Source organism: Stenotrophomonas sp. CFBP 13725 (assembly GCF_014841935.1).
Lineage (GTDB): Bacteria > Pseudomonadota > Gammaproteobacteria > Xanthomonadales > Xanthomonadaceae > Stenotrophomonas.
Genome location: NZ_JACYUV010000001.1, coordinates 60,645 through 73,605, shown reverse-complemented (window position 1 = coordinate 73,605; position 12,961 = coordinate 60,645). Strand labels below are relative to the sequence as shown.

General features: G+C 67.1%; 10 protein-coding genes and 1 pseudogene. 6 read left to right on the top strand and 5 right to left on the bottom strand.

From position 1 onward, the window contains the following. Positions 1-91 precede the first annotated feature (91 nt). The 5 genes from IFT65_RS00290 to yeiP all read left to right on the top strand — a co-directional run bounded on the left by IFT65_RS00290 (position 92) and on the right by yeiP (position 6,647). On the top strand, positions 92-880 hold the full coding sequence (locus IFT65_RS00290) for an enoyl-CoA hydratase-related protein (protein ID WP_192079243.1): 789 nt from the start codon (positions 92-94) through the stop codon (positions 878-880). Positions 881-1,122: 242 nt separating this feature from the next. Beyond that, positions 1,123-2,016 (top strand): hydroxymethylglutaryl-CoA lyase, encoded by an 894-nt coding sequence (locus IFT65_RS00285; protein WP_192079241.1) that lies wholly within the window; start codon positions 1,123-1,125, stop codon positions 2,014-2,016. Then, positions 2,013-4,568, top strand: coding sequence for an EAL domain-containing protein (locus IFT65_RS00280; RefSeq protein WP_192079239.1), 2,556 nt, complete (start codon positions 2,013-2,015; stop codon positions 4,566-4,568). The genes IFT65_RS00285 and IFT65_RS00280 overlap by 4 nt, the downstream gene beginning before the upstream one ends. A gap of 689 nt (positions 4,569-5,257) precedes the next feature. Beyond that, the gene (locus IFT65_RS00275) at positions 5,258-6,028 is read left to right on the top strand and encodes an SDR family oxidoreductase (protein WP_192079237.1); all 771 of its coding nucleotides are present in this window, start codon (positions 5,258-5,260) and stop codon (positions 6,026-6,028) included. A 52-nt stretch (positions 6,029-6,080) separates the two neighbouring features. Then, positions 6,081-6,647, top strand: coding sequence for an elongation factor P-like protein YeiP (gene yeiP, locus IFT65_RS00270; RefSeq protein ID WP_192079236.1), 567 nt, complete (start codon positions 6,081-6,083; stop codon positions 6,645-6,647). A 90-nt stretch (positions 6,648-6,737) separates the two neighbouring features. On the opposite strand, the pseudogene IFT65_RS00265 reads toward yeiP, so the two are convergent. The 4 genes and pseudogenes from IFT65_RS00265 to IFT65_RS00250 all read right to left on the bottom strand — a co-directional run. Next, positions 6,738-7,055, bottom strand: a pseudogene (locus tag IFT65_RS00265) (hypothetical protein); the annotation flags it as partial. Positions 7,056-7,242: 187 nt separating this feature from the next. Next, positions 7,243-9,054, bottom strand: a complete 1,812-nt coding sequence (locus IFT65_RS00260) for a DUF4105 domain-containing protein (protein WP_192079235.1) — start codon at positions 9,052-9,054, stop codon at positions 7,243-7,245. Further along, the gene (locus IFT65_RS00255) at positions 9,054-9,359 is read right to left on the bottom strand and encodes a DUF2388 domain-containing protein (RefSeq protein WP_192080058.1); all 306 of its coding nucleotides are present in this window, start codon (positions 9,357-9,359) and stop codon (positions 9,054-9,056) included. Before IFT65_RS00255 ends, IFT65_RS00260 begins: the two co-directional genes overlap by 1 nt. 70 nt (positions 9,360-9,429) lie before the next feature. After that, complete coding sequence (locus tag IFT65_RS00250; RefSeq protein WP_192079234.1) at positions 9,430-10,818, bottom strand: FAD-binding oxidoreductase; 1,389 nt, start codon at positions 10,816-10,818, stop codon at positions 9,430-9,432. A 171-nt stretch (positions 10,819-10,989) separates the two neighbouring features. Here IFT65_RS00250 and serA point away from each other — a divergent pair, with 171 nt between their 5' ends. Further along, positions 10,990-12,231, top strand: a complete 1,242-nt coding sequence (serA, locus tag IFT65_RS00245; protein WP_188324181.1) for a phosphoglycerate dehydrogenase — start codon at positions 10,990-10,992, stop codon at positions 12,229-12,231. An 87-nt stretch (positions 12,232-12,318) separates the two neighbouring features. On the opposite strand, the gene IFT65_RS00240 is transcribed toward serA, so the two are convergent. Further along, positions 12,319-12,882 (bottom strand): NUDIX hydrolase, encoded by a 564-nt coding sequence (locus IFT65_RS00240; protein WP_192079233.1) that lies wholly within the window; start codon positions 12,880-12,882, stop codon positions 12,319-12,321. Positions 12,883-12,961: the final 79 nt, after the last annotated feature.

Genomic DNA, 12,961 nt, shown 5'->3' with positions numbered 1-12,961 from the left:
ATGGTTCTCAATTCTACCATCGCCGCGCCGCGTCATGGCCCATGACCTTCGGCCCGCTATGATCCATACAGGTATGTACCCACGGCTGAAAATGACCGATTCCCTGCTGATCGAGCGCTCCGGCGCCACCCTTACCCTGCGCCTGAACCGGCCGGACCTGCACAACGCCTTCGATGCCGGCCTGATTGCCGACCTGACCGCCGCCCTACGCCAGGCCGGCAATGACCCCGACGTGCGCGTTGTCGTGCTGGCCGGCGAAGGCCGCTCTTTCTCCGCCGGTGCCGACCTGCACTGGATGCGCGGGATGGCTGCGGCCAGCGAAGCGGACAACCGCATTGATGCACTGGCACTGGCGGCGCTGATGCGCACCCTGGATGAACTGCCCAAGCCGACCATCGCCCGCGTGCAGGGCGCCGCCTTCGGGGGCGGGGTCGGTCTGGTGGCCTGCTGCGACATCGCCATTGGCGTCGACACGGCACGCTTCGGCCTGACCGAAAGCCGGTTGGGCCTGCTGCCGGCGGTCATATCACCGTATGTCGTGGCCGCCATCGGCCCGCGCCAGTCGCGTCGATGGTTCGCCACCGCCGAGCAGTTCGATGCCGCCGCGGCCCTGCAGATGGGCTTGCTGCACCAGGTGGTCGCCGCCGGGCAGCTGGATGCGGCGGTGGCCGGACAGGTCAGCCTGCTGCAGAAAGCCGGCCCCATCGCCGCGGCCAGCGCCAAGCGCCTGGTAAGCCAGGTGCTGGCCGGCCATGACCGCGACGCACTGGATGCGGCCAACGCGGACCTGATCGCACGCCTGCGGGTGTCGGCCGAGGGCCAGGAGGGCCTGGGGGCTTTTCTGGAAAAACGGTCGCCGGGCTGGGCCGCAGACGCCTGATCCGCGCATTCTTCACGCATTGCCGCCCGGTACGCGCGGATCCTACGCTGCAACGCGGCGGGCCGGGCCTGAAACCAAACGATTCATTCCCCACGCTGGCCGTTTGTCGCCGTGGCCCGCGTGTATTTCCCTCGTGGCTGCCGCGCTGCGCGCCACCTCGCTGACAGGACGTTCCGTGATCGCTGATTTCCGCCCCTCATTCCGCTGTTCCCTCTCCTTCCCGAACCGCGGGAGGCTGTGCGATGTCTGATGCCATCCGCATCGTCGAGGTCGGTCCACGCGATGGACTGCAGAATGAAAAACAGCCGGTCAGCACCGCCGACAAGATCACTCTGATCGACTGGCTGTCCGCTACGGGGCTGCGCAGCATCGAGGCCACCAGTTTCGTCAGCCCGCGCTGGGTACCGCAGCTGGCCGACGCCGCCGAGGTCTACGCCGGCATCACCCGCCATGCGGGCGTGGCCTATCCGGTACTGGTGCCCAACGAGCAGGGCTACGACCGTGCGCTGGCCGCCGGCGTACAGGAAGTGGCCGTGTTCACCGCCGCCTCGGAAACCTTCAACCGCACCAACACCAACGCCGGCATCGACGAGTCGCTGGCACGATTCCAGCCCATCCTGCAGCGTGCTGCACATGATGGGGTGCGCGTGCGCGGCTACGTCTCCACCGTGCTCGGCTGCCCCTATCAGGGGGAGGTGCCGGTCAGCGAAGTGGTCCGCGTGGCAAAGGCGCTGCACACGATGGGCTGTTATGAGATCTCGCTGGGTGACACGATCGGGGTCGGCACGCCGCTGAAGGCGCGCGCGATGCTGCTGGCCGTGGCCGCCGAGGTCCCGATGCAGGCGTTGGCCGTGCATTTCCACGACACCTACGGCCAGGCCATCGCCAACATCGCCAGCTGCGTGGAAGCGGGCGTGCGGGTGGTGGACAGTGCGGTTTCCGGTGCCGGCGGCTGCCCCTACGCGAAGGGCGCAAGCGGCAACGTCGCCAGCGAAGACGTGGTGTACCTGATGCGCGGCCTGGGCCTGGAGACCGGCGTGGACCTGGACGAACTGGCCGCGATCGGCCGCTGGCTGGCGGAGCGGCTTGGCCGAACGACCGGCAGCCGCACCGGCAAAGCCCTGGCGCCTGCATGAGCAGCCGCGGCCCGTGCGACGATCTGGCCGCTGGCGGACACCCCGCCACGCAGAACGACGCACTGGCCGCGCTGGACCATGCACTCGCGCAGCCGCATCGGGCCGAGCATCACGCCCTGCTGCAGCAGGCACGCCACGCGCTGACCGAGGCCATGCAACACCGCCAGGACGCCGAGCAGCGCTATGCCGCGCTGTTCGACGCGGTGCCCGACCCGGTCAGCATCCTCAGCTCGGCCGGGGTGGTGCTGGACCTCAACCGTGCCGGCGTGCGTGCTTACGGCCGTCCGCGCGAGGCGATCATCGGCCAGCCCATCGAACTGTTGAACCCCGACCTGCCCAGTGACCACCTCGAACCGGTGTGGGCCGCCTTCCAGCGCGGCGATACCTATGTCATCGAAGTCACCAACATGCGCGGCGACGGCAGCCGGTTTCCCGTCGAAGTGCACTCGGCCGGCTTCGAACTGCAGGGCGCGCCGTGCATCGTGGCCGTAGCGCGTGACCTGAGCGGGCGCTGGCAGGCCGAGTCGCGCTATCGCCTGCTGATGGAGTCGATCGACAAGGGCGTGATCCTCTTCGACCGGGAACTGCACGTCGTGTCGGCCAATCCGGCAGCGCACCGCATCCTCGGCACGGCCGGTACCGGTGCCAGCCTGCAGACCCTGCTCGATCCGCAGGACTGGATCGTGGTCGACGAACATGGCCACCTGCTCAGCCATGAGCACTGGCCGGCGAACCGGTGCTTCCAGGCCGGTCGGGTCATCCGCAGCACCATCATCGGCCTGTACCACCGCCCACGTGGCCGGATGTTGTGGCTGTCGATGACCAACGTACCGGTGTTCGGCACTGGCCGGGACCACGCCGACCATGTGTTCGCGATGTTCAGCGACATCACCGAGCTGAAGCGCAACAACGCCCTGTTCGACCGTGCGCAATCGCTGGCCCACATCGGCGGATGGGAGTGGGACCGTGGGCTGGCACGGCTGTACCTGACCGAAGAGGCGCGCCGCATCCTCGGCCAGGACCTGCCGATGGACGACATGCCCGACCTGATGGACTGCCTGCGCAACGAAGATCGACTGGCCCTGCAGCAGGCGCTGGCGAACTCGGTGGACGCCCGCAGCGGCTTTACGCTGGAACTGCGCGGCCAGCGCGCGGATGGGCACAGCTTCTGGATCCGGATGATCGGCGAGGTGTCCGAGGGCGATGTCGAGGCCGCGCGCATCGCCGGCACCGTGCAGGACATCACCGAGCGCAAGCAGGCCGAAGAGACGTTGCGCATCCAGGCCCGGACCGACCCGCTCACTGGCATCATGAACCGCGACGCCGTGCTCAGCGACCTCGGCGTGCGCCTGGCCAATCCGACCCACTGCAAGGCCGCGGTGCTGTACATCGACCTGGACCGCTTCAAGACCGTCAACGACCTGCTGGGTCACAACGCCGGTGACGAACTGCTGGTGGAAGCCACACGCCGCATCGGCGGCGCCATCGGCACCGAGGGCCTGCTTGCGCGCTTCGGCGGTGACGAGTTCCTGGTGGTCTGTGATACACGCGACCAGGCCGACCAACCCGAACAGTTGGCCGAGCGCATCACCGCCGCGTTCGTGCCGCCCTTCGTGTTCGGCAACGATGAGTTCGTCGTGACCGCGAGCATCGGCATCGCCTGCGCACCGCGCGACGGCGTACGTCCGCAGCAGCTCATCCAGAATGCCGACACCGCGATGTATGACTGCAAGCGACGCACGCGCAACGGCTGGCAGGTGTTTTCGCCCGAACTGGCACAGCGTCAGAACGACCGCCTGCAGATCGAAAGTCGCCTGCATCGCGCCCTTGAAGGCGACGAGTTCCGCCTGGTGTACCAGCCGCAGGTCAACCTGCGCACCGGCGAGGTGATCGCCGCCGAGGCGCTGATCCGTTGGCAGAACGAACAGCTGGGCGAAATGCGGCCGGACCTGTTCATCGCCCATGCCGAGAGCACCGGCGACATCGTGCGCATCGGCCAATGGGCACTGCGCGAGGCCTGCCGCCAGGTGCGGGAGTGGCAGGACCAGGGGCTGGGTCTGGTACGCGTGGCGGTGAACGTGTCCTATCGCCAGTTCACCGGCGATGATCTGGCACTGAAGGTGCGTCAGGCACTGGATGAGTTCCATCTGCCGGGTACCGCGCTGGAACTGGAGTTCACCGAGCGCGTACTGATCGAGGATGCGCCGGACACCCTGCGTACCTTCGCCCGCCTGCGCGAAATGGGCGTGATGCTGGCCATCGATGATTTCGGCGAAGGCTACAGCGCCCTCAACTACCTGCGCCGGCTACCCATCGACGGGCTGAAACTGAGCCAGCTGTTCACCGAAGGCGTCCCCGGTGACCGCTCCGACACCGCGATCTGCGAAGCCGTCTGCGGAATCGCCCGCAGCCTCGGGCTCGGCGTTGTCGCCGAAGGCATCGAATCCGAAGCCCAGCGCCGCTACCTGATCGGACTGGGCGTCAACGTCGGCCAGGGTTTCCTGTTCGCCCCCGGCCTGACCCCCGAAGAATTCGTGCGCAAGCTACGGTAGCGCCGAGCCATGCTTGGCGGCTCTATGCCTCATGTCCCACCCCACTGTCCCACCCCACCATCCCCTTCCCTGACGCATCCCGCCGACCATGGGTCGGCGCTACCGCTGTGCGCACGCCCGACGACTTCCTGGCCACCGTGGACCTGTCGAAGGTGGGGCGGGGTCGGCTGGTTGCTCCATGCCCCACCCCACCATCTCCTTCCCTGACGCATCCCGCCGACCATGGATCGGCGCTACCGCTGTGCGCACGCCCGACGATTTCATGGCCACCGTGGACCTGTCGAAGGTGGGGCGGGGTCGGCTGGTTGCTCCATGTCCCACCCCACCATCCCCTCCCCTGACACATCCCGCCGACCATGGGTCGGCGCTACCGCTGTGCACACGCCCGACGATTCATGGCCACCGTGAACCTGTCGAAGGTGGGGCGGGGTGGGCTGGCGGGGGTGTTGAGCGCCATGGATGGCGCGAAACAAGGCACGCAGGAGCGGCTCCTGCCGTCCCCCGCCAGCCCACCCCGCCCCGCCCAATAAGAAGCCCCGCCGCTTCGGCTGTTGCTGCTGCTGTTGCTGCTGCTGTTGCTGTTGCTGTTGCCGTTGCTTCGGCCGCGCCGCAGGCGCAACGCACTGCACAACAGCCCTGCCCCCACCATCCGCTAGAATCGCGGGCTCTTGAACCTGCAGGACCGCGCAATGCAGTTGAGCAACGTACGTGCCGTCATCACCGGCGGTGTCTCCGGCCTGGGCCTTGCCGTGGCCGAACATCTGGTGGGCCAGGGCGCGAAGGTCGTCCTGTTCGACCTCAATGACGACAAGGGCGCCGCCGCCGTCGCCGCGCTCGGCGACGAAAACGCCCACTATCTGCAGGTCAACGTCAGCGACGAGGCAGCCGTCACCCAAGCCATCGAACAGGCCCACACCTTCCTCGGCGGCCTCAATGTCGCAGTGAACTGCGCCGGCATCCTCGGCGCCGGCCGCGTGCTCGGCAAGGAAGGCCCGATGCCGCTGGCCGGCTTCCAGGGCACGGTGATGGTCAACCTGGTCGGCAGCTTCAACGTCGCCAAGGCCGCCGCCAACCGCATGCAGCACAACGAAGCCGGCGCCGACGGCGAGCGCGGGGCGATCATCAATACCGCCAGCATCGCCGCCTACGAAGGCCAGATCGGCCAGGCGGCCTACGCGGCCTCCAAGGGCGGCGTCGTCTCGATGACCCTGCCGATGGCACGCGAACTCTCGCGCTTCGGCATCCGGGTCAACACGATTGCGCCGGGTGTCTTCTGGACCCCGATGGTGGATGGCATGCCGCCCGCCGTGCAGGAATCGCTGGCCGCGTCGATCCCGTTCCCTTCGCGCCTGGGCAAACCGGAAGACTTTGCCAGCCTGGTCGCTTACATTCTGGGAAACACCTATCTCAACGGCGAGACCATCCGCCTGGACGGCGCCACCCGGCTCGGTCCGAAGTGATTCCCCCGGGCGCCGGGACGGCGCCCTACCCCCCCAATCAAGCCATACGATCATGAAAGCCAGCGATATCAAGAAGGGCAACGTCGTCGAATACAACAACGGCGTGTACCAGATCCGCGACATCGAGCGCAGCTCGCCGCAGGGCCGCGGCGGCAATGTCCGCTTCCGCTTCATCATGTACAGCGTGCCGGGCGGCAACAAGCTCGATGCCAGCTTCGATTCCGACGACAACCTGCCGGAAGTCGAACTGCTGCGCCGGCTGTCCACGTACTCGTACAAGGACGGCGACGCCTTCGTGTTCATGGATGACGAGGACTTCACCCCCTACACCCTGGATGCGGACGTGATCGGCGACGACGCCGGCTACATCACCGATGGCCTGACCGGCATCTATGTACAGGTGATCGACGACCAGCCGGTGGCCATCCAACTGCCGACCAGCGTCGTGCTTGAAGTGGTCGAGACCCCGCCGGAAATGAAGGGCGGCACCGCCACCAAGCGCCCGAAGCCGGCCAAGCTGAGCACCGGCCTGGAAATCATGGTGCCGGAGTACATCGCCAACGGCGAACGCGTGCTGGTCAACACCGCAACCGGTGAATTCGGCGGTCGCGCCGACTGAGTGTGGCGGGCGCGCCGAGCCATGCTCGGCGCAGACCTTCCGACCTCGTCACCAGGCAGCCGCGCCGACCCTGGGTCGGCGCTACCGCGCCTACGGCGCGCTGAAACTCCCACACCCGTGCAACTGGCGCGCTCCCACCGTCAGCATCGCCTTGGCGTCGAACGAATCACCGCTCATGGTGTCCTGGCAAGGTACCCGCTCGATGCTCAACTTCACCGGCGTGCCATCCGTCGCGGTACCCGCCCACCCGTCGGCACCCTGCGTGGGTGCAGCCACATCGTACGTCGTCTGGCCATGATCCACCTCGACGCGCAGGCCGACATGGCCGTCTGTGCCGACCTGTGCCAGCCAACCGGGCTCGTTGCCGGTTGCACGAAAGGCCTGCGGTGCGGTGCCGCTGGCGGTATCCGCTGAAGCGGGTGATGCCACGGGCGCGGCGGCGGGCTGCACCACGGCAGCGGGCGCGGCCGGCTCGTTACCGGACTGGCACGCAACCGCCAAGGCCACTACGGCAAGCGTGGGCAACAAAAAAAGAGAGGGGCGCATGTAAGCTCCTTGTGTTCTAGCTACACACAGGACGCTAACATCCGCACCGTCAACGCAAGGGCAATGCCGCGCCCTGCGGTTCAGCCGGCAGCGTCGGCACCGCCGCCAGATCCCGCAGCCGCGCGCGCAGCGATACCAGGTTCGTTTCCAGCGTATCGAGCTCGGCGCGCTGCGCGTCCGGCAACTGCATGCGCATCTGCGTGCGCAGCAGTTTCCAGGCGTCAGGTGCGTTTGCGGCGATGTCCTGCAGCGCCGGCTGCAACGCCGTGAGCTCTGCGGCCTGCGGCAGGCCATAGCCGTTTCCGGCCAGCAACCCCGCCGGTCGCAGCCACTGGCCCGATTCCTTCAACAGCGTCTGCAACTGGAGCGCGCCCTCGCTGTCCGGCTGTTTCAGCAGCGCGTGTTTCAGTTGGTCGCGCGCCCGCAGTTCAGCGCGCGCGAAGGCTGCCTGCTCCAGCAGCAGCAGGCCCGCCGTAGCCCGCAGGCCGCCACGCTGCAGCCACGGCGTGCGCTGATCCGCGTCAAGGTCGATCCACGCCCGTGCGTCGCGCGCGGGCAGATTCACCTCCGCGCGGGCGGCAGCAAACAAGGTCGCGAAGTAGCGGTCACTGGAAGGGAAGTAGTAGCCGTCACGGATCGCCGCCGCCTTATCGTCCAGCACCGTTTCATCCAGCCGGCCCAGCCGATCCAATCGGCGACGCAGGCCGCGCGGACTGATCCGCTCGATGCCCTGTTCCTGCAGCGCAGGCACGCCGGCCTGCAGCAGCTTGGCGGTCTCGACCGCGCAGTTGTTGCTGACGAAGTAGTAGCGACCGTCATAGCCCCAGTGCACCTGCGCGGTACGCTCGAGCAGGCCGCTGATCTCCGCCGGCGAAAGCTGCAACGGGATCGATGCGAGCCCGCGCAGCTCCACCTTGGTGTATTCGTCGACCACCTGCTGCAGCGGCAGCACGAACAGACGTGACGGATAACCACCGGTCAATCCGCGCCAGCTGGACAGTTCCACATCGCCCACGAAGGCGCGGAAAGACAGGACCCGGTGCTGGTCCAGGTCCAGCCGGCAGTCGGGCCCCGGCGCCCTGCCCTCGCGGCAGATCACCAGGCGCAGCATGCTGTGCCCCCAGCGGCTCATCGGCACGCGGCCGCCTTCGGCGAACAGGTAATCCACTGCGTACACGCGGGCCGGGTCCAGCTGCATCAAAGCGACAGCGCCCTCCTCTTCGCTGGCCTGCACCAGCGGCAGCGTGGAAGCGCAGGGCGTCGCCTGCAGCGGGGCCGCACCGAAGGTCGCACTGAACCACGCAGCCAATGCCGGACGCCGGCAGGCAAACTCCGCATCCAGCAGCCAGTGTTCGGCATTGACGGCCAGATACTCCGCCGCACTCTGCCGCTCGTAGGCATCCGGATTTCGATCGGTGAAGTGGTTGGCCCCTCGGCCGAGCTTCCATACCCGGCGCTGCCATCCGGCGAGCTCGCGCAGGCGCGGGCTGCGCGACCAGCCGCCACCGGCAGACCGGTCGGCGACGTGCATCAGTTCGTGGATCAACGTGGATCGCAGGGCATTTGCCGCCGCGGGGTCACTGCCGATGAGCATGAGGCGCGGAAGCAGGATCACCCCGCCAAGCGCGCGCCCGGCCACGTGGGCAGGCAACGCGTCGGAAACGCGCAACGGCACGTCCGCCGGCAGTGCGGCCAGCAGCCCGGCCGGCAGACGGGGCACGACATCGGCTATCGCCTGGTCCAGGCGCGCACGTTCTTCGACGCGCAGTCCTGCATCGGCCGGCGTCAGCTGTACCGCCTGGACGGCGGGCGACAGGCACAACAGCCCCCACGCCAACCACGCGCGGGGGCGGGCCCGCATCAGCGTGCGAGCAGGGACTGCGCCAAGGCCAGGTCGCTGCGCTCACGCGCGGCGGCATCGTGCTCGCGCAGATGTACCAGCGCTGCCTGCAGCCGTGCGCCGCGGATCTGGCCATCGCTAGCCACGAAAGCGGCTGCATCGTCGCGGGCCGCCACGACCACCTTGTCATCGCCGGAGCTGCTGCCCGACGAATTCGACGACGCGCCCGATGCCGAACCGGCCGACGTACCAGCAAAGCTGGAAGCACCCGCTGCCAGCGGCAGGACCAGCAGGGACAGCGCCAAGGGAACCAGCAGCGAAGGCAATCGGGTCATCGTCGGGTTACTCGTGAAGGGTGTGTGCAGAGCGTACCCGACCCATGACGCGAACGGCGCGTCACAGATCGAAGACCTTGCCGGGGTTCAGCCGCCCTTGCGGATCAAACGCGCGCTTGACCGCTTTCATCAGGGCGATCTCGGCCGGCCCGCGCGTGCTGTCCAGGTACTTCTTCTTGACCAGCCCGATACCGTGTTCGGCGGAGATACTGCCGTCGAAACGCGCAAGCACCTGCGCCAGCAACGTGGTGACGTGCTCGCACTGCTGCACGAATTCCGCGTCGCTGGTGCCTTCCGGCTTGAGCACGTTGATGTGCAGGTTGCCATCGCCGATGTGGCCGAACCACACCACCTCGAACTGCGGGTACGCCTCCCCGATCAGCGCCTGTGTTTCCGCAAGGAATGCAGGCATGGCCGAGATGCGCACCGATACATCGTTCTTGTAGGGCGTGTAACGCGCGACCGCCTCGGTGATGCCCTCGCGCAGCCGCCACAGCTGCGCCGCCTGCGCATCGCTGGCACTGACCACGCCATCACTGACCCAGCCATTGCCCATGCAATCCTCGAACGCAGCCATCGCGGCGGCTTCCTGCACCTCGTCGCCAGCGGCGAACTCGGTCACCACGTAGAACGGATGCACCTCGGCGAAGGGAGCCTGGGCCCCGTGTGCCAGCACGTGCCGGAGTGCCTTGTCGGTGAAGAATTCAAACGCCTGCAGCTGCAGCCGCGCGCGGAACGCGGAAAACACCTGCATCAGCACGTCGAAACTGGGCACGGCCAGCAGCATCACATTGCTGGCCGGTGGCGGGTCGGTCAGCTTGACGGTCGCCTCGACGATCACGCCCAGCGTGCCTTCCGAGCCGATCAGCAGCTGGCGGAAGTCGTAGCCGCTGGAGTTCTTGATCAGACCTTTGTTGAGTTCCAGCAGATCACCCTGCGCGGTCACCACCTTCAGCCCGGCGATCCACTCACGCGTGTTGCCGTAGCGGATCACCCGGATGCCGCCTGCATTGGTGGCGATGTTGCCGCCGATCGAACACGAACCGCGTGCAGCGAAATCCACCGGATAGATCAGCCCGTGCTCCAGCGCCGCATTGTGCAGCGCCTCCAGCGGCATGCCCGCCTGCACCACCAGCGTGCGATCCACGGCATCGTAGTGCAGCGCCGCGTTCATCCGTTCCAGGCTCAGCACCAACTCGCCATTGGCGGCGACCGCGCCACCGGACAGCCCGGTGCGACCACCGGACGGCACCACCGCGATGCCTTCGGCCGCGCTCCAGCGCATCACCGCCTGCACCTCCTCGACACTGCCCGGCAAGGCAATGGCCAGCGGCGCCGGCGTCCAGCGCCGTGTCCAGTCGCGGCCGTAATGCTCCAGGTCGGCGGCATCGGTCTTCAACCGCAGTCCGGGGACGGCCTGCAGCAGGGAAGCAAGGCGGGAATCGGTCATGTCAGTCCAGCGCGGCGCACGAATAGCACGCAAGCGTGCCAGCGGTCGCGTCCAGCGTCCAGCCCCGCTGGCGTTACCGATTGGCTACGGATGCAACCATTTCCGCAGTGCACCATCGCCTTCGCCATCTGGCATAGTGGACAGCCCTTGCCCCACTGGCCGTGCCGTCCCATGTCGCCGAAGAAGACCTCCTACCCCAAGCAGGATATCCGCGTGCTGTTGCTGGAGGGGGTGAGCCAGACCGCCGTGGATGTGTTCACCGCGGCCGGTTACAGCCAGATCGAACTGCATTCCAAGGCGCTGCCCGAGGCCGAGCTGAAGGCCCGCATCGCCGAAGCGCACATTGTCGGCATCCGCTCACGCAGCCAGTTGTCGGCCGACGTACTGGCCGAGGCCAAGCGGGTGATCGCGGTGGGCTGTTTCTGCATCGGCACCAACCAGGTCGACCTGGACGCCGCCGAGCTGGCCGGCATCCCGGTGTTCAACGCGCCCTACTCCAATACCCGCAGCGTGGCCGAACTGGTGATTGCCGAGGCGATCATGCTGACCCGCGGCATCCCGCAGAAGAACGCTGAGTGCCATCGCGGTGGCTGGTCGAAGTCGGCCGCCGGCAGCCACGAAGTCCGCGGCAAGACGCTGGGCATCATCGGCTATGGTCATATCGGCACCCAGGTCGGCGTGCTGGCCGAATCCCTTGGCCTGCAGGTGATCTTCCACGACGTGGAAGCCAAGCTGGCGCTGGGCAACGCGCGTGCGGCCGCCAGCCTGGATGACCTGCTGGCGCGTTCGGACATCATCACCCTGCACGTACCGGAAACCGCCGCTACGCAGTGGATGATCGGCGCGACCGAGCTGGCGAAGATGCGCCGCGGCGCGCACGTCATCAATGCCGCGCGCGGCACCATCGTGGATATCGACGCGCTGGACGCGGCGCTGCAGTCCGGCCATATCGGCGGCGCCGCACTGGATGTGTTCCCGGTGGAGCCCAAGGGCAACGGCGATGCCTTCGAAAGCCCGTTGACCGCGCACGACAACGTGATCCTGACCCCGCACGTGGGCGGCAGCACGCTGGAAGCCCAGGACAACATCGGCATCGAAGTGGCCGCCAAGCTGGTGCGTTACAGCGACAACGGCAGCACGCTGTCGGCGGTGAACTTCCCGGAAGTGACCCTGCCCGAGCACCACGGCAGCCTGCGCCTGCTGCACATCCATCGCAACGTGCCCGGCGTGCTGTCCAAGGTCAACGAGATCTTCTCGCGCCACAACGTGAACATCGACGGGCAGTTCCTGCGCACCGACGCCAAGGTCGGCTACGTGGTGATCGACATCACCGCCAGCGTCGAACAAGCCGCCGCCGTCCGCGACGAACTCGCCGCGATCACCGGCACCCTGCGCACCCGCGTGCTGTACTGATAAAAAGGGGACGGAGGGGATTAAGTCGTTATCGGCCGCGTGCAGCGAGCCGATAACGACTTAATCCCCTCCGTCCCCTTTTTCGGTCTACCGCCAGCGCTGGGCCATGCGCTGCAGTGAGGGGTCGGCTTCGGGGTCCGCAGCGATTTGTGCGATATCGCGCCAGGCCAGTTCCAGTGACTCTTCGCTGACGACGAAGGCTTCGGAAGTGCCTGCACGCACCACGAAACGCACGTCGTAATGCCAGTGCCCCGGCACGTCGGTACGCGCGGGTATCCAGTGCTTGTCCAGATCGAAGATCGCGGGATGCTCCATTCGGAGCCCCTCCAGGCCGGACTCTTCTTCCGCTTCGTTCAGTGCCACACGCGCCAAGTCGCGATCGCCATCCGCATGCCCGCCCAACTGCAGCCAACGCGCCAGTTTGCGGTGATGGGTCAGCAGCACACGTCGCCCATCGGCGCTCACCAGCCACGCGCTGCCGGTGAAGTGGCCAGCGAGACGTTCGCGCAGGAAGGGATTGAGAGGATCGTCCAGAAGTGTGCTGAATTCGTCAGCGAGCCCGGCCTGATCAGGTACTCGGAGCGCATGATCCCGCAACAATTGACGAAGCTGATCGTCAAGCGCGGCAACGGTTGTAGTTGTTTCCGACATATCCTATGCGTGTTCAGCAAATCAATCGGCCATTATCGCCACAAAATGTTGCACATGCGGCTTGTGCATCACCTTCAGC

Bases quoted from the DNA above. Each gene is read 5' to 3' on its own strand.
- IFT65_RS00260 (WP_192079235.1), bottom strand. From the start codon at position 9,054: ATGCGGGCCCGCCCCCGCGCGTGGTTGGCGTGGGGGCTGTTGTGCCTG.
- IFT65_RS00285 (WP_192079241.1), top strand. From the start codon at position 1,123: ATGTCTGATGCCATCCGCATCGTCGAGGTCGGTCCACGCGATGGACTG.
- IFT65_RS00250 (WP_192079234.1), bottom strand. From the start codon at position 10,818: ATGACCGATTCCCGCCTTGCTTCCCTGCTGCAGGCCGTCCCCGGACTG.
- IFT65_RS00280 (WP_192079239.1), top strand. From the start codon at position 2,013: ATGAGCAGCCGCGGCCCGTGCGACGATCTGGCCGCTGGCGGACACCCC.
- serA (WP_188324181.1), top strand. From the start codon at position 10,990: ATGTCGCCGAAGAAGACCTCCTACCCCAAGCAGGATATCCGCGTGCTG.
- IFT65_RS00240 (WP_192079233.1), bottom strand. From the start codon at position 12,882: ATGTCGGAAACAACTACAACCGTTGCCGCGCTTGACGATCAGCTTCGT.
- IFT65_RS00290 (WP_192079243.1), top strand. From the start codon at position 92: ATGACCGATTCCCTGCTGATCGAGCGCTCCGGCGCCACCCTTACCCTG.
- IFT65_RS00275 (WP_192079237.1), top strand. From the start codon at position 5,258: ATGCAGTTGAGCAACGTACGTGCCGTCATCACCGGCGGTGTCTCCGGC.
- yeiP (WP_192079236.1), top strand. From the start codon at position 6,081: ATGAAAGCCAGCGATATCAAGAAGGGCAACGTCGTCGAATACAACAAC.